24 protein-coding genes are annotated in these 25,330 nt (G+C 57.6%); 15 read left to right on the top strand and 9 right to left on the bottom strand.

All coding sequences use genetic code 11. From position 1 onward, the window contains the following. Positions 1 to 5: 5 nt before the first annotated feature. Positions 6 to 2,144 (bottom strand): adenosylcobalamin-dependent ribonucleoside-diphosphate reductase, encoded by a 2,139-nt coding sequence (locus ACTRWH_RS10035; RefSeq protein ID WP_085680895.1) that lies wholly within the window; start codon positions 2,142 to 2,144, stop codon positions 6 to 8. A gap of 586 nt (positions 2,145 to 2,730) precedes the next feature. Between ACTRWH_RS10035 and ACTRWH_RS10030 the strand changes: the two genes are divergently transcribed. Then, positions 2,731 to 3,540, top strand: coding sequence for a DUF6160 family protein (locus tag ACTRWH_RS10030; RefSeq protein WP_041333163.1), 810 nt, complete (start codon positions 2,731 to 2,733; stop codon positions 3,538 to 3,540). Between the two features lie 61 nt (positions 3,541 to 3,601). Here the strand turns inward: ACTRWH_RS10030 and ACTRWH_RS10025 are convergent, their stop codons facing one another. The 3 genes from ACTRWH_RS10025 to ACTRWH_RS10015 all read right to left on the bottom strand — a co-directional run bounded on the left by ACTRWH_RS10025 (position 3,602) and on the right by ACTRWH_RS10015 (position 6,356). After that, a complete protein-coding gene (locus tag ACTRWH_RS10025) occupies positions 3,602 to 4,396 on the bottom strand; it encodes an ABC transporter ATP-binding protein (protein ID WP_126812877.1) in 795 nt (264 codons plus the stop codon). Between the two features lie 9 nt (positions 4,397 to 4,405). Next, positions 4,406 to 5,308, bottom strand: a complete 903-nt coding sequence (locus ACTRWH_RS10020; protein ID WP_127401091.1) for an ABC transporter permease — start codon at positions 5,306 to 5,308, stop codon at positions 4,406 to 4,408. A gap of 61 nt (positions 5,309 to 5,369) precedes the next feature. After that, positions 5,370 to 6,356, bottom strand: a complete 987-nt coding sequence (locus ACTRWH_RS10015) for an ABC transporter substrate-binding protein (protein ID WP_228210718.1) — start codon at positions 6,354 to 6,356, stop codon at positions 5,370 to 5,372. A gap of 300 nt (positions 6,357 to 6,656) precedes the next feature. Between ACTRWH_RS10015 and ACTRWH_RS10010 the strand changes: the two genes are divergently transcribed. Beyond that, on the top strand, positions 6,657 to 8,324 hold the full coding sequence (locus tag ACTRWH_RS10010; protein ID WP_085680889.1) for an AMP-binding protein: 1,668 nt from the start codon (positions 6,657 to 6,659) through the stop codon (positions 8,322 to 8,324). A 72-nt stretch (positions 8,325 to 8,396) separates the two neighbouring features. Next, positions 8,397 to 8,882 carry a YiiD C-terminal domain-containing protein gene (locus ACTRWH_RS10005; protein ID WP_127401093.1) on the top strand — a complete coding sequence of 162 codons (486 nt, stop codon included), beginning with the start codon at positions 8,397 to 8,399 and terminating at the stop codon, positions 8,880 to 8,882. Positions 8,883 to 8,918: 36 nt separating this feature from the next. Here the strand turns inward: ACTRWH_RS10005 and ACTRWH_RS10000 are convergent, their stop codons facing one another. Together ACTRWH_RS10000 and ACTRWH_RS09995 are read right to left on the bottom strand one after the other, a co-directional pair. After that, positions 8,919 to 10,601, bottom strand: a complete 1,683-nt coding sequence (locus tag ACTRWH_RS10000) for an ABC transporter permease (RefSeq protein WP_228210717.1) — start codon at positions 10,599 to 10,601, stop codon at positions 8,919 to 8,921. 88 nt (positions 10,602 to 10,689) lie between these two features. Further along, the gene (locus ACTRWH_RS09995) at positions 10,690 to 11,703 is read right to left on the bottom strand and encodes a Fe(3+) ABC transporter substrate-binding protein (protein WP_085680885.1); all 1,014 of its coding nucleotides are present in this window, start codon (positions 11,701 to 11,703) and stop codon (positions 10,690 to 10,692) included. A gap of 196 nt (positions 11,704 to 11,899) precedes the next feature. On the opposite strand from ACTRWH_RS09995, the gene ACTRWH_RS09990 reads away from it, so the two are divergent. From ACTRWH_RS09990 to ACTRWH_RS09980, 3 genes are all read left to right on the top strand, one after another. Further along, positions 11,900 to 12,172 (top strand): PilZ domain-containing protein, encoded by a 273-nt coding sequence (locus ACTRWH_RS09990; protein WP_036208246.1) that lies wholly within the window; start codon positions 11,900 to 11,902, stop codon positions 12,170 to 12,172. Between the two features lie 15 nt (positions 12,173 to 12,187). After that, the gene (locus ACTRWH_RS09985) at positions 12,188 to 12,787 is read left to right on the top strand and encodes a hypothetical protein (protein ID WP_228210716.1); all 600 of its coding nucleotides are present in this window, start codon (positions 12,188 to 12,190) and stop codon (positions 12,785 to 12,787) included. A 181-nt stretch (positions 12,788 to 12,968) separates the two neighbouring features. Then, the gene (locus ACTRWH_RS09980) at positions 12,969 to 14,276 is read left to right on the top strand and encodes an HD-GYP domain-containing protein (protein ID WP_041333177.1); all 1,308 of its coding nucleotides are present in this window, start codon (positions 12,969 to 12,971) and stop codon (positions 14,274 to 14,276) included. A gap of 22 nt (positions 14,277 to 14,298) precedes the next feature. Here ACTRWH_RS09980 and ACTRWH_RS09975 read toward each other — a convergent pair whose 3' ends face one another. After that, positions 14,299 to 15,435, bottom strand: a complete 1,137-nt coding sequence (locus ACTRWH_RS09975; protein WP_228210715.1) for an organic solvent ABC transporter permease — start codon at positions 15,433 to 15,435, stop codon at positions 14,299 to 14,301. Positions 15,436 to 15,692: 257 nt separating this feature from the next. On the opposite strand from ACTRWH_RS09975, the gene ACTRWH_RS09970 reads away from it, so the two are divergent. Genes ACTRWH_RS09970 through queF form a run of 3 tightly spaced genes read left to right on the top strand, consistent with a single transcriptional unit; the run spans position 15,693 to position 18,251 of the window. Continuing rightward, entirely contained in the window at positions 15,693 to 16,640 is a 948-nt protein-coding gene (locus ACTRWH_RS09970; RefSeq protein ID WP_036208221.1) for an ABC transporter ATP-binding protein, read from the top strand. Then, positions 16,637 to 17,410, top strand: coding sequence for an ABC transporter permease (locus tag ACTRWH_RS09965; RefSeq protein WP_036208218.1), 774 nt, complete (start codon positions 16,637 to 16,639; stop codon positions 17,408 to 17,410). Before ACTRWH_RS09970 ends, ACTRWH_RS09965 begins: the two co-directional genes overlap by 4 nt. 22 nt (positions 17,411 to 17,432) lie before the next feature. Then, positions 17,433 to 18,251: an NADPH-dependent 7-cyano-7-deazaguanine reductase QueF gene (gene queF / locus ACTRWH_RS09960; RefSeq protein WP_228210714.1), complete on the top strand. Its 819-nt coding sequence runs from the start codon at positions 17,433 to 17,435 to the stop codon at positions 18,249 to 18,251. Positions 18,252 to 18,269: 18 nt separating this feature from the next. Here queF and ACTRWH_RS09955 read toward each other — a convergent pair whose 3' ends face one another. Both ACTRWH_RS09955 and ACTRWH_RS09950 read right to left on the bottom strand, forming a co-directional pair. Further along, on the bottom strand, positions 18,270 to 19,706 hold the full coding sequence (locus tag ACTRWH_RS09955; protein ID WP_228210713.1) for an adenylate/guanylate cyclase domain-containing protein: 1,437 nt from the start codon (positions 19,704 to 19,706) through the stop codon (positions 18,270 to 18,272). Further along, positions 19,707 to 20,018: an Mpo1-like protein gene (locus ACTRWH_RS09950; RefSeq protein ID WP_036208209.1), complete on the bottom strand. Its 312-nt coding sequence runs from the start codon at positions 20,016 to 20,018 to the stop codon at positions 19,707 to 19,709. 158 nt (positions 20,019 to 20,176) lie between these two features. Here ACTRWH_RS09950 and ACTRWH_RS09945 point away from each other — a divergent pair, with 158 nt between their 5' ends. From ACTRWH_RS09945 to ACTRWH_RS09920, 6 genes are all read left to right on the top strand, one after another. Then, the gene (locus ACTRWH_RS09945; RefSeq protein ID WP_228210712.1) at positions 20,177 to 20,734 is read left to right on the top strand and encodes a nitroreductase family protein; all 558 of its coding nucleotides are present in this window, start codon (positions 20,177 to 20,179) and stop codon (positions 20,732 to 20,734) included. Positions 20,735 to 20,938: 204 nt separating this feature from the next. Next, positions 20,939 to 21,337, top strand: coding sequence for a flagellar basal body rod protein FlgB (flgB, locus tag ACTRWH_RS09940; protein ID WP_036208203.1), 399 nt, complete (start codon positions 20,939 to 20,941; stop codon positions 21,335 to 21,337). A gap of 34 nt (positions 21,338 to 21,371) precedes the next feature. After that, entirely contained in the window at positions 21,372 to 21,821 is a 450-nt protein-coding gene (gene flgC, locus ACTRWH_RS09935; RefSeq protein ID WP_036208201.1) for a flagellar basal body rod protein FlgC, read from the top strand. Between the two features lie 18 nt (positions 21,822 to 21,839). Continuing rightward, the gene (locus ACTRWH_RS09930) at positions 21,840 to 22,517 is read left to right on the top strand and encodes a flagellar hook assembly protein FlgD (protein ID WP_036208198.1); all 678 of its coding nucleotides are present in this window, start codon (positions 21,840 to 21,842) and stop codon (positions 22,515 to 22,517) included. 27 nt (positions 22,518 to 22,544) lie between these two features. Continuing rightward, positions 22,545 to 24,443, top strand: coding sequence for a flagellar hook protein FlgE (locus ACTRWH_RS09925; RefSeq protein ID WP_085680871.1), 1,899 nt, complete (start codon positions 22,545 to 22,547; stop codon positions 24,441 to 24,443). An 82-nt stretch (positions 24,444 to 24,525) separates the two neighbouring features. Beyond that, the gene (locus tag ACTRWH_RS09920; protein ID WP_228210711.1) at positions 24,526 to 25,278 is read left to right on the top strand and encodes a flagellar basal body rod protein FlgF; all 753 of its coding nucleotides are present in this window, start codon (positions 24,526 to 24,528) and stop codon (positions 25,276 to 25,278) included. The last annotated feature ends 52 nt before the right edge of the window (positions 25,279 to 25,330 follow it).

Here is a 25,330-nt window from a genome sequence, read left to right as displayed (position 1 = left end):
CGGGATCAGTATTTGCCGTAGGTGCCTTCTTTAAGCGCATCAAACAGGTTGGCGGCGTTATGGAGCTCGCCGTCGTACTCCACCTGTTCGTTGCCCTTGAGGGTTACCTTGCTGCCGTCGTCCAGGGTGAATTCGTACAGTGTGTTTTCCAGGTCTTTCTCCTGAACCAGTACGCCCTGGAAGGCTTCCGGGTTAAAGCGGAAGGTGGTGCAACCCTTCAGGCCCTTGTCGTAGGCGTACATGTAGATGTCTTTAAAGTCCGGATACGCGAAATCCTGGGGCACGTTGGCGGTCTTGGAGATGGACGAGTCCACCCACAGTTGGGCCGCGGCCTGGATGTCCACGTGCTGCGCCGGCGTCACGTCTTCAGACGTGGTGAAGTACTGGGGCAGGCGCTTGTCTTCTTCTTCGGAGAAGGGCATGGCACCGGGGTTAACCAGGTGGCGGTAAGCCAGCAGCTCGAAGGAGAATACGTCGACTTTTTCCTTGGTCTTGCGCCCTTCGCGGATGATGTTGCGCGCGTAGTGGTGCGAGAAGCTGGGCTCGATGCCGTTACTGGCGTTGTTGGCCAGTGACAGGCTGATGGTGCCGGTGGGCGCGATGGAGGTGTGGTGCGTGAAGCGGCCACCTTTCTCGGCCAGCTGCTCGATCAGCTCCGGCTCTACGCCGGCGATCTGCTGCATGTACTTGCTGTACTTGGCGTGCAGTACCTTGCCCTTGAGCTTGTCGCCCAGCTTGTAGCCGTCCTGGGACAGCTGCGGGCACTTGGTCAGCATCTTGGGGGTAACTTCAAACTCGTCATCCATGATCGGCGCCGGGCCTTTCTCGTCGGCCAGGGCCAGGGACTGGCGCCAGCCTTCCACGGCCATTTCACGTACGACTTCTTCGGTAAACTGCACGGATTCGGATGAGCCGTAAGGCATGCGCAGCATGGCGAGGGTGGAGCCCAGGCCGAGGATGCCCATGCCGTGGCGGCGCTTGTAGGTGATTTCGTGGCGCTGCTCTTCCAGCGGCAGGCCATTGATTTCCACTACGTTGTCCAGCATGCGGGTGAAGATGCCCACGACTTTGCGGTACTTCTCATAGTTGAAGCTGGCCTTGTCGGTGAACGGGTAGTCCACGAACATGGTCAGGTTCACAGAGCCCAGCAGGCAGCTGCCGTACGGGGGCAGGGGCTGCTCGCCACAGGGGTTGGTGGCGCGGATGTCTTCGCAGAACCAGTTGTTGTTCATCTGGTTGACCTTGTCGATCAGGATGAACCCTGGCTCGGCGTAGTCGTAGGTGCTGGTCATGATGGTGTCCCAGATGAACTGGGCTTTCAGGGTGCGGTAGATGCGGCAGGCTACCTTGCCTTCGCCATTGACCACATAGCCTTTCTGGATCGGGAAGTCGCGGTACACGAACTGGGTGGTGTCGGACAGGTCCAGGCCTTCGTCTTCCACTTCTTTCTCGGTGACGGGGAACGACAGGTGCCAGTCGTCGCCATTGCGCACGGCTTCAATGAAGTCTTCGGTGATCAGTAGGGACAGGTTGAACTGGCGCAGGCGGCCGTCTTCACGCTTGGCCTGGATGAAGTCGATCACGTCCGGGTGGTGTACGTCGAAGGTGGCCATCTGCGCGCCACGGCGGCCACCGGCAGAAGACACGGTGAAGCACATGCGGTCGAAGATATCCATGAACGACAGCGGGCCGGAGGTGGTGGCACCCGCACCGGCAACGTAGGCACCGCGGGGGCGCAGGGTGGAGAATTCATAACCAATACCACAACCGGCTTTGAGGGTGAGGCCGGCTTCGTGGTTTTTCTCCAGGATGTCGTTCATGGAGTCCTGAACGGAGCCAGACACGGTGCAGTTGATGGTGGACGTGGCTGGTTTGTGGGCTTCCGCTCCGGCGTTGGAGGTGATGCGGCCAGCGGGGATGGCACCGTGGCGCAGGGCCCAGACGAATTCTTTCTTGTGCTTGGCGCGGTTGGCTTTGTTTTCTACTTCGGCAAGGGCAGTGGCAACACGCTCGTAGGTTGCTTCGATGTCCTTATCGACGGGTTCGCCGGTCTTGGTTTTGAGTTGGTACTTGCTGTTCCAGATGTCCAGCGAAGCTTCCTGCATTGGAATTGTTGTTATCACTGCCTGTGCTTTAGCGTTCATTGCCACCCTCGAATGTCCGGTATGTCTTTTGATGGCCGTTGCAAACCGCAGCCGGCCATACCCCATGTGTCGTTAAGATGTCTCAGCCTGGAAGGCCGTTATGCTTCAGATCCGGTGAAACACTAGATCTGGTGTTTTTCTAACCTGCTGTTCGCCCTGGAAAGGGCGTAACAGCGGGTTTTCAGGAAAGATGGTCACCCGCGTGGTTTACTGGCGCGCCGTTTGTGGTGGTCGGGCCGAGCAAACCCTATATATGGGTGAATATGAGATTAGTATAACAGGATATAGTGGTCTGTGAATAAGAAGACAACTATAGATTGCGGCTCATAGCGAAAGAAAATCAATGGATGAATGCTTGAATATCCTGAAATGCCCGCAAAAACGCCGCGTTGAGGCATTTTACTTGAAACCACTAGATGTTGTGGTCAAAAAGTGCGCAGCGAAAAATCTGAAAAAAGGTTCATAAAGTCAGTTAAATGTGACCGATGCACGTACCCGTTTTGTACCTGTCGCTAAAGTAGTGATGTGGAGTCGTAAGAGGTAGTGGCCCACAGGAAGTGAAAACTACTATAAAAGGAACATAATAATGAAAGGCCTGAAACGAACACTGCTTGCGCTGGGCGTCGCAGGGTTGCCTGCTGCCGCAATGGCAGACATTGTGATGCTGGAGGATAGCGCAATGGGAAACATTACCGGCCAGGCCGGTGTGTCCATTGAGCTGGAAACCAAGATCAATATGGACCGCTTTATCTATACCGATGAAGGGTCGCTGACGATCAGCGATATCAGCATCGGCGGTGCGGAACGGACAGACTTCTTTGGCTTCAATGGCCTGGGTGGGCCAGATTCCAATGATCTGCTGGACAACATCCGTATCGATATTGATGTGCTCGCCGACGGCGATGCGGCCATCAATATCCGCCCGCAATTCTTCAATGCCATAGATTTCCGTGTGACCTCCGGTGCGTGGGAATTGTGGGGGCAGGGCGGCCAGAACACGGCGCTGATGGACAACCTGTTCATTGAAGGTGTGTTGGGGCGTGGCTCTATTCACATTGATACAGACACCGACGTCATGCGGCTACGTTCTGCGTTTGCCATTGAGGTAATGGATTTCGATGTGCCGTTTGCGGCCGTGGGCATTCGTGGTCTTTCATTGACCGGTGCGGACTACGACCAGACCTTCCCGAGCGTGTTGGACCTGTTCGCGGAAGTGGACCTGTATATCTACAACGGCCAGCGTGCAGACGGTGGTTCCTCCCTGGCGATCGATATGCCCAGCTTTGCGGCGGACATCGGAATGCAGGAGGTGATTGTGGGGCAGGCCTCGATCGGCCAGATCTTCATTGATGATCTGGCGATCACCAATACCCAGATGCGGGTGTACGGTCACTAGTGACCAAACGGTCTACGGGGCATGCAAGGTGCCCCGTAGACGAGTTTGCCGGCGAGCGTGATCAGCCCAACAACAAACTGTCGTCGTCCACTTCCAGCCCGCGCTGCTTCTCGAACAGTTCCAGCAGGTCTTTCACTTCCAGTCCTTCCCGGTCCTGGCCGGCGATGTCGAACACCACCTGGCCCTGATGCAGCATCACTGTGCGGTCGCCCACTTCCAGCGCCTGTTTCATGCTGTGGGTGACCATCAGCGCGGTGAGCTTCTGTTCTTTGATGATCTGTGTGGTCAGGTCCAGCACGAAGGAGGCGGTTTTCGGGTCCAGCGCGGCGGTGTGTTCGTCCAGCAACAGGATGGCGGAGGGTGTCAGGCTGGCCATCAACAGGCTGACGGCCTGGCGTTGGCCGCCGGAAAGCAGGCCCATCTTGTCGCCCAGACGATTTTCCAGGCCCAGGTTGAGGGAGGCCAGGCTGGATTTGAACTGGTCCATGTAGCGGGCTTTTACGGCAGCGCTCAGCCCACGGCGCTGGCCACGTTTGATGGCCAGGGCCAGGTTTTCCTCGATGGTCAGGCCTTCACAGGTGCCCGCCAGCGGGTCCTGGAATACGCGGGCTACCCGGCCGGCGCGTTTGTGGGTGGGCAGCTTTGTTACGTCCTGGTTGTCGACGATGATGTTGCCACTGTCCACCATGACCTCACCGGCGAGGGCGTTGAGGAAGGTGGATTTGCCGGCGCCGTTGCTGCCAATCACGGTGACGAATTCGCCCTGGTTGACGGTCAGGCTCATGCCTCGAAGGGCCGGGTTTTCCAGCGGCGTGCCCTTGCCGAAGGTGAGGGTCAGGTCGGTTGCTGTAATCATGCTTCCTCCTCAGGCCTTTTTGCGGGTAAGCCGCGCGGCAACGGACGTGCGAACACCGGGCAGCACAATGGCCAGGGTGACCAGCACGGCGGTGATCAGGTTCAGGTCCTGGGCCTGTAGCCCCAGGAAGTCAGCGTTCAGTGCCAGGGCAATGGCCAGGCGGTAGACGATGGCGCCGATCACACAGGCAATCAGGGCTCGGAGAACCGTAGACGGCGTAAGCACGGCTTCACCACCGATCAGTGAGGCCAGGCCAATCACGATCACGCCCACACCCATGGTGACGTCTGCAGCGCCCTGGCTCTGGGCGAACAGGGCACCGGCGAGGCCTACCAAGCCGTTAGAGACGGCAACCCCCAGAACAATCATGGCACCGGTGGCAATACCTTGTGCACGGGCCATTCGCGGGTTGGCGCCGGTGGCGCGCATGGCCAGCCCGGTTTCGGATTTCATGAAACGCCACAGCAACAACAGGCTTACCATCACCACGATGATGAACAATAGTACCGGCACCTGATGGTAGGCCAGGCCAAGGTCGTACCAGGGTGTGAGCACGGTTTCCTCGGTGAGCAGGGCAATGTTGGGCCGGCCCATGATGCGCAGGTTCACGGAATACAGCGCGATCATCGTGAGGATGGACGCCAGCAGGTTGAGAATGTTGAGTTTGACGTTCAGCAATGCGGTTACCGCACCGGCACCCATGCCGGCGATAACGGCGGCGCCGGTGGCCAGCCAGGGGTTAACGCCTTCAATGATAAGGACTGCTGCCACGGCGGCGCCCAGGGGAAAACTGCCGTCCACGGTCAGGTCCGGGAAGTCCAGTACGCGAAACGAAAGGTAGATACCGAAGGCGACCAGCCCGTAGATCAGGCCGGTTTCGATGGCGCCATAAAAGGCAATGTTACTAAGCATGGGATAGGGTCACCGTAAATGAAAACGGGCAGCCCTTGTGAGGCTGCCCGCTAACAGTGGGTTACTTGTCGCTGTTTACGACTTTTTTCGCGTCGCTGATCAGGTCGTCGGACAGGGTAATGCCCATGCGCTCTGCGGCAGCGGGGTTCACGAACAGTTCCAGGGTGTCCACGGATTCCACATCCATGTCACCGGGGTTGGCACCTTCCAGGATGCGGGCCACCATGGCGCCGGTCTGGCGGCCGTGGTCGTAGTAGTCGAAGCCAAGGGCAGCAACGGCGCCACGGCCGACGGTGGCGGTGTCAGCGGCGAAGACCGGAATGCTGGCACGCTCGCCCACGGAGATGACGGCTTCCACGGCGCTGATCACGGTGTTATCGGTGGTCAGGTAGATGGCGTCTGCTTTGCCCACCAGGGAGCGGGCAGCACCGAGCACTTCCGAGGTCTTGGTGGCGGCGGCTTTAACCAGTTCCATGTCACGGGCCTGCAGTCGCTCTTCAAGCAGCTCCACCAGAGCCACTGCGTTGGCTTCGCCGGGGTTGTAGACGGTGCCGATGCGTTTGGCGTCTGGCACCACCCGCTCGAGCACGTCGAGGTGGCGTTCGATGGGCAGCATGTCGGTCACGCCGGTGATGTTGGCTCCCGGAGCCTTCAGGCTTTTCACCAGCTTGGCGCCGACTGGGTCAGTCACCGCTGAGAAGACCACTGGAGTCTCGCGAGCGGCGGCGGCCATGGTCTGGGCCGACGGCGTGGCGATGGCGACGATCACGTCCGGGCCTTCACCCACGAATTTGCGGGCAATCTGTGACGCGATGGCGGCGTTGCCCTGGGCGCTTTCGTGCATGATACGAACCTGTTCGCCGTCGTTATATCCCTGTGCTTCCAGTTCGTCCCTGATGCCCTGGTAGACAGCATCCAGTGCCGGATGCTCCACAATCTGGGTGATGGCGACTACTCGCTGTTCGTCGCTCTGTGCCATGGCGGGTGCAATGGCCGCCATTGCCAGTAGGGCGGTGCCGATCAGCGTACGCAGAATCTTGTTAGCCATAAACCGGTCTCCGGGTCTGTTCAGACTGTTTGGGCGCGCCGGGAGATCGAACGCGCGTTTTATAATGGGGCGGGAGTTTATCACAGGCTATTGGATTGATGGGTAAGGGAAGGTACCTTTTACAGGGATTTGCGCGGCAGTATGCCGGCCAAAAGTACATGTGAAGTGGAATAGTTTTAGTTCCGTCACGTTTTGACGGTGACGGCTGTGGTGAAATAGGCTACTAAAGTCTAATGCAGTGCAGCCCTTACATAATAAAAACACCGATAACTCAAAAATAACACAACGCAAGGAAGGTCCATGGACACTACTGACAAACTCCCCCTGGATATGGTTTATCACTGGGAACACGCCAAGGCGGATTCCCTGTACATGACTCAGCCCATTGGCGACGGCAAGGTTGTCGAATACACCTGGAAGCGTGCGGTGGATGAAGCCCGCCGGATGGCCTCGTACCTGAAATCCCTGAACCTGCCGGAAAAGAGCCGGGTCGGGATCATATCCAAGAACTGCGCGCAGTGGATTATGTCGGACTGGGCCATCTGGATGGCCGGACACATTTCCGTGCCGCTGTACCCGACCCTGAATGCGGATACGGTGAACTACATCCTTAACCACAGCGAATGCGACGTTCTGTTTGTCGGTAAGCTGGACGACTGGGACCAGATGAAGTCCGGCGTGCCGGAGTCCGTGCGTTGTATTTCCTACCCACTGAGCCCGCCCAACGACTTTGAAACCTGGGACGACCTTGTGGGCAAGTACCCGCCACTGGAAGAGAACACCCAGCGGGATGCGGATGAACTGGCCACCATTGTGTACACCTCTGGCAGCACCGGTCGGCCGAAGGGCGTTATGCTGAGCTTCCGTAATATGGCATTTGCGGCCGCCGGTGGCACCCAGGTGCTGGGCGTTGGCGCGGAAGAGCGCATGCTGTCCTACCTGCCGCTGGCGCACGTTTTCGAACGCACGTTTGTGGAGCTGGGCTCGCTGTACTCCGGTTTCCAGCTGTTCTTTGCCGAGTCGCTGGATACCTTTGTCCAGGATCTGCAGCGGGCACAGCCGACGCTGTTCCTGTCAGTGCCCCGCCTGTGGGTGAAATTCCAGCACGGCGTTCTGCAGAAGCTGCCCAAGGAGAAGCTGGAAAAGCTGCTGAAGGTTCCGCTGCTGAACAAGGTGATCAAGAAGAAGGTGCTCAAAGGGCTGGGCCTGAACAAGGTCAAACTGGCTGGCAGTGGCTCCGCACCTCTTTCCAACGATGTGCTGGACTGGTACCGCAACCTGGGGCTGGAACTGCTGGAAGGCTACGGCATGTCCGAGAACTTTGCCTATTCCCACATGAACAAGCCTGGCCGTTCCCGCACCGGCTACGTGGGTGAAGCACTGCCCGGCGTGGAAATGAAGATCAGCGACGAGGGCGAAGTGCTGGTGAAAAGCCCGGCCACCATGATGGGGTACTACAAGGACGAAGAGAAAACCCGCGAAACGTTCTCAGAGGACGGTTTCCTGAAAACCGGCGACAAAGGCGAAATCGACGAGATGGGACGCCTGAAGTTGACCGGCCGCATCAAGGAAATCTTCAAGACCAGCAAGGGTAAGTACATCGCCCCCGCACCGATTGAGAACCGCCTGATGTCTCATGAGGCCATCGAAATGGTGTGTGTTTCCGGGGCCAACCAGACGCAACCCCACGCGTTGGTGATGCTGGGCGAGGAGATTCGTCCGAAGATGGCTGATGAAGCATTCCGCAAGGACATCGAGGCCAGCTTCAAGCAGTTGATTACAGACGTGAACAAGACCGTGGACCCTCACGAGCAACTGGCGTTCATTACCGTGGTCAGCGATGAATGGTCCATCGAGAACAGCTTCCTGACCCCGACACTGAAGCTGAAGCGTAATGTGGTGGAGGATGCGTATCAGGAAAATGTGGACTCCTGGTACGCAAAACGTGAGCCGGTCATCTGGCAGTAGAGAAAACCGACGTAAGTCGCATAGGGAAAGCACTGAAACGGGCATAAACTGAAGACATATTCAGGAGGGAATATGACTCAGTTAGCCCGGTTTCAGAAACGCATTTATGACATGATTCCGCTCTCGGAAGCATTGGGTGTGGAGCTGGTTTCCTATGACGGCCACGCGTTGTTGGTCAGTGCTCCGCTGGCCTCCAACCACAACCACCAGGGGACTGGCTTCGGGGGGAGTGTCTACTCGGTTGCAGTGATTTCCGCCTGGGGGTTGGTTGAGCTGGTATTGACCGACCTGGGATTGGCCGGAAAGGTGGTGATCCAGGTAGGTGAAATTGAGCACATTGAACCGGTAGACACGAACTTCTTCGCCCTGTGCCGCCTCCCCGGCGGTGAAGTCCCTGACCGATTCCGAAAAAGCCTGGCCCGCCATGGCAAGGGCCGGCTTTCCCTGATTGCTGAAGTGTACTGCGGCGAACCCACCACGGAACCCGTCAGAGAACCCGTTGCGGTTTTCCAGGGCCGTTTTGTGGTTCAGGGCGCGCATTCCCGTTCGGTGATCTAAGTGGACTTCCCGGCTGCCGCTTGAAGGCGGCGAACGTCAGCTAATGGCCCGGGTGTCGGAAATGGACTTGCTCATGAGGATGATCGGAATGATGCCGGCCAGCACGATAATCAATGCCGGCAGGGCGCTGTGGGCGAGCTTCTCGTCCGAGGCAAACTGGTACACGTAGGTGGCCAGGGTTTCAAAATTAAAGGGCCGCAGGATTAACGTCGCCGGCAGCTCCTTCATACAGTCCACGAACACCACCAACGCCGCCGTAATCAAGGTGCCCCGCAACATCGGCAGGTGAACCTTCAGCAGTGTGTTGCCCGGTGTATGGCCCAGGGACCGGGAGGCCATGTCCATACTGGGTGTAATTTTCTGCAGGGCACTTTCCACACTGCCAGCGGAGACCGCCAGGAAGCGAACGGTATAGGCGAACACCAGCGCAAATGCGGTACCACTAAGCAGCAGCCCACTGCTGACCCCGAAGTTGTCCCTCAGGATGCCATCCACCCAGTTGTCAAAACCGGCCAGCGGCACAATCACACCCACTGCGAGCACGGCCCCGGGCATGGCGTAGCCCAGGCTGGACAGCCGCATCATCACGCGCATGCCCCGGGTATCGTGCAGGCGGCGGCTGTAGGCGAGGGTGACGCCAATGATCAGCGTGGTCAGCGCGGCGGTCCCCGAGAGAAACAGGCTGTTGAGCGTGTTGCGGACGAAGTCCGGGTTCCAGCTTTCGTCGAAGTACTCCCAGGCATAGTGGCCAAGAGTGGCGGCCGGCAGCAGGAAACCGAAGATCACCGGAACGGCGCAGACGGCCACGCAAACCCACTGGCGCGGGCGTGAGAGGGTAAAGCGGCGGATTGGCTCGCGGTTGTCCCGCGCTGCGAATTGTTGCTGTTTGCGCCGGGAATAGCGCTCCAGGGTCACCAGGATAACGACGAAGGCCAACATGGTGGTGGCAATCTGCGCGGCGCCTCCCAGATTCCCCAGGTTCATCCAGGTGTCGAACAGGCCGGCGGTCAGGGTTTGTACCGCAAAGAAATCCACCGTACCGAAGTCGTTCAGGGTTTCCATCAATACCAGCGACAGGCCAACCGCTACGGCAGGCCGGGCAATCGGCAGCACCACCCGGAAGAAGGTGCTGATGGCGGAATGCCCCAGGCTACGGCTGACCGCAAACAGGGAAGGGGATTGCTCCAGGAACGCGGCCCGTGCCAGCAGGTACACATAAGGGTAGAGCACCAGGCCGATCATCAGGGTGGCGCCTTCCAGGCTGCGGATTTCGGGGAACCAGTAGTCGGCGGCGTTGTGCCAGCCAAACCAGTCCCGCATGGCGGTCTGAACCGGCCCGGCGTAATCCAGAAGGCTGGTATAGACATAAGCAATGACATAGGCAGGCACCGCAAAGGGTAGCAGCATGGCCCATTCAAAAAACTTGCGACCGGGAAAGTCGCACATGGTGACCGCCCAGGCGCTGGCGAGGCCGATAACCAGCGTGATGAAAGCCACGCCGGCCATGAGTTGGAGTGTGGTAACCAGATAGCGGGGAAGCGTGGTGTCCAGCAGGTGAGGCCAGATATTCTCTTCCGGAAACAGCGCCAGGATAAGCACCGACAGTACCGGAAGCGCCACGATGGAGGTGGTCACTGCGGCGGTGATCAGCCAGCGTTTCGAGGTCCGTTTTGCCAGCAGGGGGTATCTCGCCCCGGTCTGTTCAATGGCCTCGGACATAGGTTTCCTTTGGGTGAATTGGGAATAGGGTGCGGATTGTACAAAAAAGCCGGGACCTGAGTCCCGGCTTTTTCAATACAAGGATGGTTTAGTTGTCGTAATCGACGCGATCAACCATCTTCACCGCTGCGCTGCGGTTCTCCGCGATTTCCTGGAGAGACAGGTCGTCCGGGTTAATCTCACCCCATTCGGCCACCATGCCGGAGGGCTTTACGTCGGGGTTGGCCGGGTATTCGGTGTTGGCCTCGGCGTAAATCTGCTGTGCCTTGGGCTCTGACAGGAACTCCATCAGGCGGATGGCGTTGTCACGGTTGGGCGCACTTTTGGTCAGGGCGATACCGCTGATGTTGATGTGAGTGCCACGGCCAGCTGCGTTGGGGAATACCAGACGTACGGACTCGGCGGCCTCGCGCTGGTTCTCGTCGTTCAGCATGTTGCCGTAGTAATAGCTGTTACCGATGGCAATGTCGCACTCGCCGGCATGGATGGCCTTGATCTGGTCACGATCACCGCCCTGGGGCTTGCGTGCCAGGTTGTCTTTCAGGCCTTCCAGCCACTCTTCAGTGGCTTCTTCGCCATGGTGGGCGATCATGGAGGAGAACAGGGCAATGTTGTAAGGGTGCTTGCCGCTGCGGGTACAGATGCGGTCATCCCATTTTTCATCCGCCAGTTGCTCGTAGGTCGTGATTTCGCCTTCTTCAACACGTTCCTTTGAGGCATAGATCAGCCGGCCGCGGGTGGTGAGGGCGAACCACTTGCCGTCAGGATGACGAAGGTTCTGCGGGACGTTGCTCTGCAGGGTTTCGTTTTCAATGCCTTCAACGAGGTCGCGCTCAACCAGCTCGTTGATGCGGGAGATATCCACCGTCATCACCAGGTCCGCGGGGCTGTTGCGTCCTTCACGCTCCAGTCGCTCTGCCAGGCCTTTCTTGGCGAAGACGACGTTGGTTTCGATACCGGTTTCTTCCTGGAATGCATTCAGCAGCGGTTCCAGCAGGTAAGCCTGGCGGTAGGAGTAGATGTTGACCTCGCCGTCAGCGCTGGCCTGCAGGGGCAGCGCGCAGGCTGCTGCGATGGCAGTCGCCGCAAGTTTCATTTTCATGGTAGGTATTCCTTTATGGTTTTGGGTAAGGGGTGATCTTTTTACGTGTAGTGAGACGTAATGGTAGTTAACAATGCCAACTATTCTTATTTGTGTTGCGCTGAGTGTCAATACACCGTTGCCAACTTATCGCGGAAATGGTGTTATGCTTCGGAAGACTATAAAAACTATGTAAAAAGTGGTGGGCATACAGACTATGGTTGGGAATGATCGAAGAGTGCACGGTCGCACAGCAATGAGTGCGAAGGTTCGGGTTACCCATGAAGAACTTGGTGAATTCGTGTTCTCAACCAGGGACATTTCCGATGGTGGCGTTTTTATTGTTGTCGACACCGAACCCTTCGCACCGTCGATCGGTGACAGTGTTCAGGTTCAGGTGCAGGGCCTTCCGGTGCCTGCTCCCGTGCTGGATATGGTGGTGGTACGTAAGACCAACGATGGTTTTGGTCTACAGTTTGCGGATCAATAGACGGTGCTCACCTGAATGATATTCAACAGATTTTTCCTCCCTATACGGCTTATCGTCGCCGTTCTGCCATTTGTCCTGAGTGGGTGCGCATCCTATTACACCCACTATGCGGTGTTTCCCGCTGAGAATTCGGCTGGCGAAGATCGCCAGGTAAAATTGACGTGGCAGACTGCCGAATACCCCGGCTGGTGGGTGGCGGATAACCGGTCCACACCCATTACCGTCGAAACCCAATGCAGCGCCCGTGAATGGCGTCTGGTGGATGACAGCCATGAAGACGCCGCCGACCAATCCTGCGGGGAGGGTATCCGGGCCTGCGGTAACGAAGGGCTGGACCGTGTTGCCCGCACGGGCGCGTCGGTAGCTGGCAAGCGCTGCATGACGATAAATGCGGACGATCCGGCGGCACGCGTCACCGATATTGGTTCGTCACTGGATCTGCTGGTGTCCTGTGAGCCGGCCAAGACCGTTCGGGGTAGTGGCGATGATGCCGACAACATCGACTATATCCGGGCTTCAACGGTGCCTTACACTATCTATAGCCGCAAATCCCCCCGTGGATCACTTCACGCCCGGCCGCCGGAACTGGATGATTCGGTTTGTGACGACGAATAGAAGGGCAGCGACCTGTCAGTAATGTGAATGGTGTCACGTTGCTACATTTTGTTTCCTGATGATAGTTTCGGTTACTCCCTGTCGCGTTCCGGTTACTTCACACTACATAAATGTAATGGACTCTTTCTGAGCGGGCGTCACAATAGTGATTATCGATTCGTGCACGTGTTAGAGGTGTCCCGTGGGAGTCCGTCAAAAGAAAATTGCTGTACACGATCTGGAGATTGGCATGTTTGTGTCCGATCTCGATCGCCCGTGGCATCAGACGCCTTTCCCCATTCAGGGCTTTCACATCCGCTCCCAGAACGATGTGCGTTCGCTGGTTACTCACTGCAAGTGGGTGATTATCGATGAGGCCGAGGTTCGCGAGGCCATCGATCAGAGCAAACCCGGAAAACGCATCTTCAGGCGCCCGAGCAAACGCTCAGGGCATGAGCGGGATTCGGTACAGTTGCCGCCTCTCAATATCAAGGAGCCGGTCAAGTACGACTCCGTAACGACCATGCGCAGAGAACTGAAGGTGTCCAAGAAGCTGATGATCGATGCGGAAGCGTCGCTGAATCAGGTTTTCGAGGCCATTCGTCAGCATGAAACGCCGGACCTTAGGGGGGTGGCTGTCGTCACCCAGAAAATGGTTTCCAGCGTTGTTCGCAATCCCGATGCCATGCTGTGGCTCAGCCGCACCCGTCACCATGACAACTATACGTATCGGCACTCCCTGAATACGGCAGTATGGGCACTGGTCTGTGGCCGTCAGTTGGGCCTGAATGAAGGCCTTCTTAATCACCTTGGGCTGGGCTGCCTGCTGTCTCAGGTTGGCAAGCTGGACCTTCCAGCCCGCATTCTTGCCAATGAGGGCAAGCTGGATTCCGAGGACTTCTCCGTGTACCGCACTTACGTGGAGCGCGGTGTTGCGAAGCTTGCGGACAGCGGTTTATCCCGTGCGGTTCTCAGTGTTGTGCAGGGCCACCGTGAACGGCATAACGGATCCGGTTTCCCGGAAGGTGTCCGGGGCGACCGGATTCCACTGCTGGCCAAGGTGGCGGGGCTGTCGGAATATTTCGAGACACTGATTGGCCCGCGGACTTCGGCGGAGCCCATGACGCCGGCCCGCGCGGTGACGCTGTTGTATGAAATGCGCAACATTGAATTCCAGGAGGACCTGGTGGAGCAGTTTATCCAGGCCATTGGCATTTACCCCACCGGCAGCCTGGTTGAGCTTAACGATGGTCAGCGCGGTATTGTGGTTTCCCATGCGCCGGAGCGTCGGTTGTGGCCGAAGGTTATGGTGATGACGGACTGCTATCACCGGCCGTTGAAGTCCGCCCGGATCGTGGACCTTGCAAAATACAATGAAGGGCGTGGCGCGCATGACACTCTGACAGTGGCCGAGTGCCTGCCCCATGGCACGGAAGGGTTGAACCCGGAGCACTACGACGTCACTGGTGCGGAGTCCCGCTGGAACCTGTCACGCATTGTCGGCGCCTGATACGGCTCGGGTTATCGAGCAATTATTGAATAAGTACCCTGAGCTGTTTCTTCACCCATCGGTAGGTACCTTCGGGGCGGAAGTTCACCAACAGCTCGGATTCTCCTCCGGATTCACCCGCAACAAAATACTCCACAGACGCTGACTGCCAATCGAAAGAGTGCACCACCACATCCTGATCGCGGGTGCTGATGGCTTCAATGGTATCCAATTGCGGCTGATCGGCTATCTTGCGTACCCGCACGGTTTTGATGGCGGTGTCCGAAGCAGGGAATTCCGCCACATAATCGTCCAGGTAATAACGGTTGGCGAGTTGGGTGCTGATGGTGTCCAGTTCCCGCGTGAGATAACCCTCGGCGTCCTCGACATCCACATCCTCCAGGCTGCGAACGGCGTTGAGGATGCGATCGCGCTTGCTTTGCAGGTCCTCCCGATACTCGACGTCTTCGTCACGGTCCTCTTCTTCGTCCGGGCGAGGGTCCGCGTTGGCGATTTCCTCTTCGGTGGGTGGGTCTTCACAAAGCTCATCGTCGGCTGGGTAGAAGCAGATGCTTTGCAACAACTGGTTGGCGGGAGACGGCGAGTTACCCCCTTCGGCGAAGTCGCTTTCAGGAACGTTGAAGTCGATCGGCGTGTCCAGGTCGGGTAGCGCGGCATTCAGTTGTGTAATAACCCGCTCCCGTATGTCGATGCCCTGGCCATTGGAGAGGTTCAGGCTCCAGTTGAGCGCCAGTAGAAACCGCGTCATGTTGATCAGGGTAACTTCATCCTGAATCAGTTGCTGTTCTGTCAGTCGGTGGTTCTGCAGTCCTTCGTCGGTGGTGCCTGGTATCTCCAGCGCGGTTCGCAGGTTTGGGAAGAATTCCAAAGGGGTGACAATGGACCGCGCGGGAATCCCATCCGCCAGTTGCAGGTTGCCGACGCGAAGGCTGATCCGTTCGCCGGGGTAGTAGTTGAAGCGTCCGTTGGCGTCGGTGGTGCCGTTGCGGCTGGCTGTGGAATAGGTAAGCCCGGAGATACCTGCCGGCATGAGCTGCCCCGTGCGTGAACCGTCATCTCCGCCGCTGCCGTCGCCACCGAAGCACCCGGCCAGTAGGACCGTTAATGCGAGCGGGCAAATCAGAGACGGTAATGCAGATGTGTAGTGAACGGATCTCATGGTGGCGCGTACATTCCCTGGCGTTCGGTCGGTGGTGCAAGACCTTTTGTAAGTTGTTGTAACCGGCATTATAAGGACGGCATTGGTGCCATATCGGGAAACCTGTCGCAGTTTGGGGTTTTAGTCGGCGTAGCGGGATTGCGCCGAACTACTTGAATTTCACTTTCCGGGCCTCCAGTTATAGCTTTTGTTTTTTCTATTCCACTATTGGGCGCGGCAGCAGCATTGTCGGTGGCCCCTGCAGCTCTGGATTCACTATGACCAACGCACTTGAAATCGAAGGTCTGGTCAAGACCTATGGCGACGGCTTCCAGGCCCTGAAAGGGATTGACCTGCATGTCGCCGAAGGTGACTTTTTTGCCTTGCTAGGACCCAACGGGGCGGGGAAGTCCACCACCCTTGGCATTGTTTGCTCACTGGTGAATAAAAGCGCGGGCAAGGTTCGCGTATTCGGATCTGACATCGACACCCATCTATCGGACGCCAAACTGAACCTGGGTGTTGTGCCTCAGGAGTTCAACTTTAACCAGTTTGAGAAGGTGTTCGACATTGTGACCACCCAGGCGGGCTATTACGGTATTCCTCTGAAGAAGGCATCGGAGTCCGCAGAAAAGTACCTACGCCAGCTTGGGCTCTGGGATAAGCGCAATACGCCGGCCATGATGCTGTCGGGGGGCATGAAGCGGCGGCTGATGATTGCCCGGGCGCTGGTGCACGAACCCAAGCTGCTGATCCTGGATGAGCCCACGGCCGGGGTGGATATCGAGTTGCGCCGCTCCATGTGGACGTTCCTGGAAGAGATGAACCGACAGGGCACCACCATCATCCTGACCACCCACTACCTGGAGGAAGCGGAAGCCCTGTGCCGCAATATTGCCATCATCGACCACGGCAAGATCCTGCGTCACACCAGCAAGCGAGCGTTGTTGCAGCAGTTGAGCTCTGAAACCTTCGTGCTGGACACCGCCGAGCCGTTGACGGAAGCACCGGTGCTCGACGGTTTCTTCAGTCACATGGATGACGAGGGCGCCCTGGTGGTGGATGTGGAAAAGGGCCAGAGTCTGAACGGCATGTTCATCCAGCTGGAAGAGCAGGGCGTTCGCGTGGTCAGCATGCGCACCAAGGCCAACCGACTCGAAGAGCTGTTTATCCGCATGGTTGAGGACAACAACCCCCGTAACGCCACCCAGGGAGAAACCGCATGAGAACGGATGCGATGCTGACCGCGTATAAAACCATCGTCACCCGTGAAATCCGTCGCTTCATGCGGATATGGCCACAAACCCTGTTGCCACCGGCGGTCACCATGACGCTGTACTTTATTATTTTCGGCAACCTCATTGGCTCGCGTATCGGGGTGATGGGCGGCTTCGATTATATGGCGTTCATTGTTCCAGGGCTGATCATGATGTCGGTGATCACCAGTTCCTACGCCAACGTGGTGTCGTCGTTTTTCTCCATGAAGTTCCAGCGCAGCATTGAGGAGTTGCTGGTGTCACCTGTGCCCAACTGGGTGATCCTCGCCGGCTATGTTACAGGTGGTATGTCCCGGGGGTTGGGCATTGGGTTGATCGTAACGCTGCTGTCACTGGGCTTTACGCAGTTGTCGATCCATCATCTGCCGATGGTGATCCTGACGGTGTTCCTGACATCGGCGCTGTTTTCGTTGGGTGGTTTCATCAACGCCATGCTGGCGACCAAGTTTGATGATATTTCCATTGTGCCGACCTTTGTTCTGACACCGCTGACTTACCTGGGCGGGGTGTTCTACTCGATCGACATGCTGCCGGGGTTCTGGCAAGGGGTGTCGATGATCAACCCGATACTCTACATGGTGAATGCCTTCCGCTACGGTATTCTGGGCGTGTCGGATGTTAATCCCTACGTCGCCCTTGGTATGATTCTGCTGTTTATTGCCATTCTGTCTGCCATTTCCCTGCGCATGTTGGCGCGCGGTAAGGGCATACGTCACTGATGAACGTTTCCCAGGATTGATCATGGCCCTTAATGATGCCCCGCTGGGCAAATCCAGCGACTACCCGGATGCCTACGATCCGCAATTGTTGTTTCCCGTGGCACGGGAGGAAAACCGTCGCCGCATCGGCCTGGAGGATGGCCGCTGGCCCTGGTTCGGGGAAGACTTATGGCAGGCCTGGGAGATTTCCTGGTTGCGCACCGGGGGCGTGCCCGCAGTCGCCTGGGCGGAAATTCGGGTGCCTTCGGCGTCGCCGTCGATTATTGAGTCCAAGTCTCTCAAGCTGTACCTGAATTCCCTGAACCAGACGGTGTTTTCCTCCGCCGATCAGGTTCGGGATGTGATTGCCCGTGACCTGTCGAGCGCAAGCGGTGCGGCGGTCAATGTAGACCTGCACAGTGTTGATCAGGGAGCGAGAGCGGTCGGTCGGCCGGAAGGCTGCGTGCTGATCGACGACGAGGATGTGGAATCCGTGGGCTACGACTACAACCCGGACAGCCTACAGGCGACGGGTGATGTGGTGTCGGAGAAACTGTGCTCGCACCTGCTGAAAAGCAATTGCCCCGTCACCGGCCAACCGGACTGGGCAACGGTGCTGATCGATTACACCGGCCCGGCGATGGACCGGGCAGGGCTGCTGCAATACATCGTGAGTTTTCGCCAGAAGCAGGACTTTCATGAGCACTGTGTGGAAACGATGTTTACCGACCTGATGGCCCGTTGTCAGCCGCAGAAGCTGTCGGTTTGCGCCCGTTATACCCGAAGGGGTGGTCTGGATATCAACCCCTGGCGCAGTACCGACCCGGAAGAGGCGGTAGGGCCACGGTTGATCAGGCAGTAGGTGTAAAGGCGGGAACGGTCAGGAATCCTCTTCCTGACGCAGTCGCTCAGCGGCATCCTCGAGCGCAGACAGGATGGACTCCCGTTCCCGTTCGGTGATTTTTTCCGAATCCAGGTACATGGCAAAGCCGTTGCGTTCGTGCTCAAGGAAACTGCGATTGGGGCCCATGTCGCGGCGGAAATCCACCACTTCGTAGATGGAGACCGGGCGGCCGAAGCCTTTAACCGTGATCTCGCCCTTGTCGCGGCACATGATGCGGTCCTTGATCAGCGAGAAGGTTTCGTAGGAGATCAGGATTTCACCGGGTTCAGCCAGGGATTCCAGGCGGCTGGCCAGGTTCACTTCCTTGCCGATGATGGTGTAGTCCATGCGGTTCTCGGCGCCGAAGTTGCCAACGGTGGTGTAGCCTGTGCTGATGCCCATGCGGATTTCCAGCGGTGTCTTGATACCCTGGCTGCGCCATTTCTGCCGCATGATTTTCATGTGTTTACGCATTTCCACCGCCATGGACACGCAGGCGAAGGCGTCTTCTTTCTGGCCCCGGCTGGTGGGGTCACCGAAGAAAATCATGATGGAATCGCCAACGAACTTATCGATGGTGCCGCCGTATTTGAGGGCCACTTCCGACATTTCGTTGAAGTAGTGGTTCAGCAGTTCCGTCAGTGCTTCCGGCTCCATCTCTTCGGACAGTTCTGTAAAACCCTTGATGTCGGAGAAGAAGACGGCCAGTTTCTTGCGTTGTGTTTCCAGCCGCACGTCCCTTTCACCGGTAAAGATGGACTGCCACACCTGCGGTGACAGATACTTGGAGAGTTTGTGGGACAGGGCAATGGATTGTTCCCGCTGATTCTGGATCTGGGTTTTTGCCATCATCAGCGCGCGGGCCTGCTGGTGGGAATAGAACGCAGTCACACAGATATAAAGGCCGGTGGCACTGATCGCGATAATGCTGGTGATCATCGGCGATTGCAGTGACTCGGCGGGGCCCACAATGGCAACGCCGATGGCGCCGCAGGCGGCCATGATCATGGTACCTAGCAGCCACTGGCGGATGCCGCCCACAATCAGGCAACTGAACATCAGCATCAGTGCCACGGCGACCGAGGGTATCGCAATCAATCCAATGCAGCCGACGAATCCACCCCCGATGGCGCAATCCGTTAACAGCATTTTCTGGCGAATACGGGATGAGTTACGGAGAAACGTTCGTCGGGTAAGTTGATGGGCAATGTGTGGCCAGGTCAGTGCGCCTGAAAGCAGCCACAGCATCCACAGGCCGAAGACGTCTTGCAGTACGCCTGACACAATAATGCCGGCAGTCGCCGTATACGCCAGTATCCTGCCGTTGTAATCCGGCATGGGCGGGATGGCAATCGGATGGTTCTGCGCGTCAAGCACGGCGGCCTTGCTGGCACTGGTACTGGCGTTACGCAGGTCAATCGGTGCGCTCATCATTCAGAAACGGATCCGCCCGACGAGCATATCTCTGAACATCACCCAATCGCCCATCAGGCTGTACAGTGGGTGTTTGAAGGTGGCAGGTCGGTTTTTCTCGAAGCCATAGTGTCCAACCCAGGCAAACCCGTAGCCGATGACGGGCAGGAGCAACAGATAGAGGAACTTGGCCGTTACAATGGCGTAGAGTGTAACGAGGATGACGAGCAGGCTGCCGACGAAGTGAAGCCTGCGGCAGTTTACATCGCTATGTTCTTCAAGGTAGTACGGATAGAAGTCCGCGAAATTGCGGAATGTTTGCTGTTGGCTCATAGGGCGTCTACCGGCTCGCTTATCGTTTTTAAGGTAGATAGTACTGTCTGATAGTGGAAAGTACTTAGACTAAAGACTAACAGTAAACCATCTGTCCCACAATTCATACGGTCGTTTGGCCCGAACTGACGTATTGAAATCAACCACAGCGAGGCGATATGACAGCAGTAATGGAAGCCCTGTTAAAACGATCTTCAGAGCCACGCCTGGAGGCGCCAGCACCGGACCCGGCAACGCTTGAAAATGCTTTTGCCTGCGCCGCGAGGGCGCCGGACCATGCGTTGCTGAGGCCCTGGCGGTACCTGATTATTGAGGGAGATGAGGCATTGAACGCCCTGGGTGAATTGTTTGCCGCCACCTGTGGCGACGGCGCCTCGGAAAAGGAGCGGCAAAAACGCTGCAAGAAGGCACTGCGGGCGCCTATGGTGATCGTTGGCATTGCGTCTTACCAGTCCCATCCCAAGGTACCGGAGATCGAGCAGTCCATGTCGGCCGCGGTGGGGATGGGGTATTTGTTGTTGGCTCTGGAGTCCGCCGGGTTTGGAGGCATGTGGCGTACCGGTGCCATGGCGCACGATCCAGCTATCAAGCGAGGCTTGGGGCTGCAGGACAATGAGATCATAACCGGATTTCTGTATACCGGCAGTGTCAGTGCGAACAAGCCCAGCATACCCAGGCCTGAACCCAAAGAGTTTGTCAGGCGCTGGCCCCACTAGTTGCCGCCCCGTTGCCCCCGCCCCCGGCGCGGGGGAAATCCCTTGCCGCTTTCCGCCCTCAATTTACGATTCGGATAAGCCGATACCTGCCTCAGCCCGCACACCACAACATCTCCTGAAAACTGGCATTGCGATTGCTTTTACCTCTGCAAGAACGCACAAACGGCAAAACGACCAACGCCGTGTGCAGGAATCGGAGGCACTATGGCAATTTCCCTGGACAAAGCATTAGGCATTCATCAGCACGCCCTGGAAGGCAGGGTAAAGCGTGCGGAGGTGTTGGCCAACAACCTCGCCAACGCAGATACCCCGGGCTACAAGGCGCGGGATGTGGACTTTCAGGCGATGATGCAGAAGGCCCAGGACAGCATGAGTGGTTTCGGCATGACCCGTACCCACGAGTCCCATATGGACACCTCGCCCATGGGCGCGGACAGCGAATTGCTCTATCGGGTACCGCACCAGCCGTCCGTGGATGGCAATACGGTGGATGCCCAGCAGGAGCAAACCCGTTTCATGCGTAATGCCATGGATTACCAGGCCAGTTTCCAGTTCCTGGACGGAAAGGTTTCAGGCATCAAAAAGGCACTCTCTGGCCAGTAAAACTGGGCGCAGCCATTAATTGAGGAGCACCATCATGTCTCTGGGTAATATTTTCGACATCGCCGGTTCCGGTATGACAGCCCAGTCGCTGCGGCTGAACACCACTGCGTCCAACATCGCCAATGCCGAGACGGCCAGTTCCAGTACGGATCAGACCTATCGCGCCCGCAAGCCTGTTTTCGCGGCGATACAGCAGTCCATGCTGAATCCGTCTCAGCAGAGCATGGCGTTTGGCAGCGACAATGGCCCGGGGGCAGGCGTTCGGGTTGAAGGCATCGTCGAGAGTGACGCCGAGTTGCAGATGCGCTACGAGCCTGATCATCCCGCCGCGAACGAGGATGGGTACGTGTTCTACCCCAACGTCAACGTGGTTGAAGAAATGGCGGACATGATGTCGTCGTCGCGCAGCTTCCAGATGAATGTGGACATTATGAACAGCGCCAAATCCATGATGCAGCGTATCCTGACCCTGGGTCAGCAGTAACCGAGCGAGGATTGAATCATGAGCGTAGTGAATAACACGACAGACGCTTCGGATGTGCTGAGCCAGTATCGAGTGCAGCAGGATCAGGCCAAGAGCGGAAGTGAGCTGGGCAAGAACGAGTTCATGGAATTGATGATCGCTCAGCTCAAAAACCAGAACCCTCTTGAACCTCAGGACAACGGCGAGTTCATCTCCCAGCTGGCGCAGTTCAGCTCCCTGGAGGAAATGCAGAGCCTGTCCGGCAGTGTCGACGATATGGCCAGCCAGTTCCGCTCCACCCAGGCACTGCAGGCCTCTGCAATGGTCGGGCGTACGGTCTTGGCACCGTCATCCATTGGCGTGCTTGGCGCGGACGGTGAGATATCCGGCAACGTTTCCGTTCCGGCAACCACATCCGGGCTGAGAATCACCATTGAGAATGAGTCCGGTGAGCAGGTTCGGCAGATTGATATGGGTGAGCAGCAGCCTGGCCAGACAGCGTTCAGCTGGGACGGCAAGGATGGCAACGGCAACAGTTTGCCACCCGGACGCTACAAGGTGGTGGCAGAGGCTTCATACCCGGGCGGGCTTGAACAATTGGGCACCATGGTCAGCGCCAATGTCGACAGTGTGTCGTTGGGGCAGGGTGGCAGCATTACCCTGAACCTGGCGGGGATGGGCTCGATCGCTCTGCAAGATGTTCAGCAAATTAATTGAAACCGGTGAAACAGTAAGAGGTGAAGTATGGCTTTCAATACAGGTCTTAGCGGCTTAAGGGCGTCATCGGTTGATCTGGATGTCACCGGTAACAACATTGCCAATGCGAGCACAGTAGGCTTCAAGAGCAGCCAGGCGCAGTTTGGCGACTTGTATGCCAGTGGATTCCTGAGTGCCGGCACCAATCCGATCGGGGACGGTGTACGGGTACAGGATGTGAAACAGAATTTTGGGCAGGGCAATATCAGTTTCACCGATAACGGCCTTGACCTTGCCATCAACGGTGACGGCTTCTTTGTGCTGAACAACGGCGGTGAAGTGCGGTATTCCCGTGCCGGCCAGTTCGGTATCGACAAGGACGGCTTTGTCACCAACAACCAGAACATGCGGGTTCAGGGTTTCGTCGCCGATGATGACGGTAACCTCTCCGGTATTCGTGGTGACCTGCAGATTGAAACCGATAACCTGGCACCCCGCCGTACGACCAACCTGCGCTCGGACCTGAACCTGGACTCCCGGGAAACCGTGTTGGAGCGCCGAGTTGCCGATATGGGTGATTACACGGCTCCCGCCGGGTCCACCGGTTTTCCGTCTGAAACCTTCGAAATCACCTACGCAGATGGCAGCGTGGTGAGCGTACCCATCAACGCAGCGGGATCGACTGATTTCTCAGCGGCTGACGTCGTGGATGTGCTCAATGGGCAGGACGGTCTTTCTGCCTCCGCAACCACTACCTATGAGGGGATGTCTGAAGCGGATTTGAACGCCGCCATTGCGGCTGGCAACTTCAGCTTTGACCTTGCGGTAGGCGGGGTTACTGTGCCCGTGGATACGACGGGTGTGACCGATGCCGCTTCGCTGGTCAGTGCGATCAACAACGCCCAGGCGCCGACAATCTCGGCGTCACTCACAGGCGGTAACCTGAGGCTGATCGACAACCGCGGCAACAACGTCACCGCCGGTTTTACCAGCGACGGCCCGAACCAGGCGCCGGAGACAACCGTTGGCACGGTGAGGCCACAGGCCGATCGTGAGATTACCGATATTGCGTCAACCAGTGGTGCCACGAACCTCACGGATTCATGGAACGCGCGCAACATTGAGATCACCAACCAGTTCAATCCGTTGGATCAGCGTACCTACAATCACGCAACATCGACCACCGTTTACGACAGCCTGGGCAACTCTCACGAGATGACCCAGTTCTATGTGAAGCAACCCGCCCCTGGTAATGGTGTGGGTGTGAGTGAATGGTCCGTATACCTGCAGATCGACGGTGAGTTCGTGGCCGGAACCGATCAGAACCCGTACCAGGCTCGCTTTGATCAGGATGGCGAGTTGCAGTCCGTGAACGGTGATCCCAACGGCGAGATTCTGATCAGTGACTGGACGCCGAAAGATGCCGACGGCACTCCGAACGGCGCAGATGGCCCTCCAGGACCGGGTGATAATATCACCACGCCAATTCCAGAGCCCCCGACCACTTCGGCCTTCGTGCTGGACCTTGGCAATACCACCCAGTACGGGAGTAACTTTGGGGTAAACGACCAGCGTCAGAACGGGTATGCCACCGGCAGGCTGTCGGGTCTGGATGTGTCGGACCAGGGTGTTCTGTTTGCCCGGTACACCAACGGTCAATCCCAGTCCTTGGGACAGGTAGCGTTGGCTTCATTCAACAATACCAACGGTCTGTCGCCGGTGGGCGAAACCACCTGGGTTGAAACCTTCGAGTCCGGCCAGCCGATTATCGGTGCGCCTGATACCGGGACCCTGGGGTCGATCAAAGCCAGCTCCATCGAGGAGTCCAACGTGGACCTGTCGGCGGAACTGGTAAACCTGATCATTGCCCAGCGTAATTACCAGGCCAACGCCAAGACGATCGAGACCTCCGACGCCGTTACCCAGACGGTGATCAACCTCCGCTAATCCTGAAATGTGAACATGGCACAACTCCTGCTAGAACATAGGAAAGACTGGAAACAGTCAATATTCCGGCAGGAGTTTTCCCATGGACAAAGCCCTCTATATAGGAATGTCCGGCGCCAAGCAGAACATGCTGTCCCAGCGCGCCCACGCCAATAACCTGGCAAACGTCAGTACCACGGGTTTCAAGGCGGATTTCGCCCAGGCCCGCAGTATGCCGGTTTTTGGTGAGCATCATCCCACCCGTGCCTATGCCATGGCCGAGAGGCCTGGAACAGACCTGTCCGCCGGTGCATTGATGGACACTGGCCGCAAGCTGGATGTCGCCGTTGAAGGTGATGGCTGGCTGGCCGTGCAGAATCAGCAGGGCGAGGAAGTATTCACCCGTTCCGGCAGCATGCAGATCGACGTCAATGGCCTGATGCGTCTCTCTAGCGGAGAGATGGTCATGGGTAATGGCGGACCGGTGGCACTGCCGCCGTTCGATAACGTGCAGATTGGCGCGGACGGAACCATTTCCGTGGTTCCTGTTGGCGGTCCGCCGGACCAGTTGGTTGAGGTGGATCGATTGAAGCTGGTGAACCCACCCCGGGACGCGCTGGAAAAAGGTGCAGATGGCTTTATCCGTCGCAAAGCGGACCAGGCGCTGGATGGTCCAGAGCCGCCTGATGCCACTATGCGCGTCGCGTCGGGGTTTCTGGAAAGCTCTAACGTGAACGCCGTGGAGGAGATGATCTCCAACCTGCAGTTGTCCCGTCAGTATGAGATGCAGGTAAAGATAATGACCACCGCCAACGAGAATGCCGAGGCGTCGGCACGACTGTTGCAAAACCTTTGATAAATCCTATGAACATCGCCCGGGTGAGCGCAGAAGCGGCAAAAATCGGCCG

The organism is Marinobacter sp. G5_S1_61_S3, assembly GCF_054968585.1.
This window is presented reverse-complemented; position numbering and strand designations above follow the sequence as displayed.

Coding starts and splice junctions, on each gene's coding strand:
- ACTRWH_RS09975 (WP_228210715.1), bottom strand. CDS start 15,435: ATGAGATCCGTTCACTACACATCTGCATTACCGTCTCTGATTTGCCCG.
- ACTRWH_RS09965 (WP_036208218.1), top strand. CDS start 16,637: ATGAGAACGGATGCGATGCTGACCGCGTATAAAACCATCGTCACCCGT.
- ACTRWH_RS09925 (WP_085680871.1), top strand. CDS start 22,545: ATGGCTTTCAATACAGGTCTTAGCGGCTTAAGGGCGTCATCGGTTGAT.
- ACTRWH_RS09995 (WP_085680885.1), bottom strand. CDS start 11,703: ATGAAAATGAAACTTGCGGCGACTGCCATCGCAGCAGCCTGCGCGCTG.
- ACTRWH_RS09950 (WP_036208209.1), bottom strand. CDS start 20,018: ATGAGCCAACAGCAAACATTCCGCAATTTCGCGGACTTCTATCCGTAC.
- ACTRWH_RS09955 (WP_228210713.1), bottom strand. CDS start 19,706: ATGATGAGCGCACCGATTGACCTGCGTAACGCCAGTACCAGTGCCAGC.
- queF (WP_228210714.1), top strand. CDS start 17,433: ATGGCCCTTAATGATGCCCCGCTGGGCAAATCCAGCGACTACCCGGAT.
- ACTRWH_RS09970 (WP_036208221.1), top strand. CDS start 15,693: ATGACCAACGCACTTGAAATCGAAGGTCTGGTCAAGACCTATGGCGAC.
- flgC (WP_036208201.1), top strand. CDS start 21,372: ATGTCTCTGGGTAATATTTTCGACATCGCCGGTTCCGGTATGACAGCC.
- ACTRWH_RS10015 (WP_228210718.1), bottom strand. CDS start 6,356: ATGGCTAACAAGATTCTGCGTACGCTGATCGGCACCGCCCTACTGGCA.
- ACTRWH_RS09990 (WP_036208246.1), top strand. CDS start 11,900: ATGGTTGGGAATGATCGAAGAGTGCACGGTCGCACAGCAATGAGTGCG.
- ACTRWH_RS10000 (WP_228210717.1), bottom strand. CDS start 10,601: ATGTCCGAGGCCATTGAACAGACCGGGGCGAGATACCCCCTGCTGGCA.
- ACTRWH_RS10005 (WP_127401093.1), top strand. CDS start 8,397: ATGACTCAGTTAGCCCGGTTTCAGAAACGCATTTATGACATGATTCCG.
- ACTRWH_RS10035 (WP_085680895.1), bottom strand. CDS start 2,144: ATGAACGCTAAAGCACAGGCAGTGATAACAACAATTCCAATGCAGGAA.
- ACTRWH_RS10020 (WP_127401091.1), bottom strand. CDS start 5,308: ATGCTTAGTAACATTGCCTTTTATGGCGCCATCGAAACCGGCCTGATC.
- ACTRWH_RS09985 (WP_228210716.1), top strand. CDS start 12,188: ATGATATTCAACAGATTTTTCCTCCCTATACGGCTTATCGTCGCCGTT.
- flgB (WP_036208203.1), top strand. CDS start 20,939: ATGGCAATTTCCCTGGACAAAGCATTAGGCATTCATCAGCACGCCCTG.
- ACTRWH_RS09920 (WP_228210711.1), top strand. CDS start 24,526: ATGGACAAAGCCCTCTATATAGGAATGTCCGGCGCCAAGCAGAACATG.
- ACTRWH_RS10010 (WP_085680889.1), top strand. CDS start 6,657: ATGGACACTACTGACAAACTCCCCCTGGATATGGTTTATCACTGGGAA.
- ACTRWH_RS09945 (WP_228210712.1), top strand. CDS start 20,177: ATGACAGCAGTAATGGAAGCCCTGTTAAAACGATCTTCAGAGCCACGC.
- ACTRWH_RS10030 (WP_041333163.1), top strand. CDS start 2,731: ATGAAAGGCCTGAAACGAACACTGCTTGCGCTGGGCGTCGCAGGGTTG.
- ACTRWH_RS09930 (WP_036208198.1), top strand. CDS start 21,840: ATGAGCGTAGTGAATAACACGACAGACGCTTCGGATGTGCTGAGCCAG.
- ACTRWH_RS10025 (WP_126812877.1), bottom strand. CDS start 4,396: ATGATTACAGCAACCGACCTGACCCTCACCTTCGGCAAGGGCACGCCG.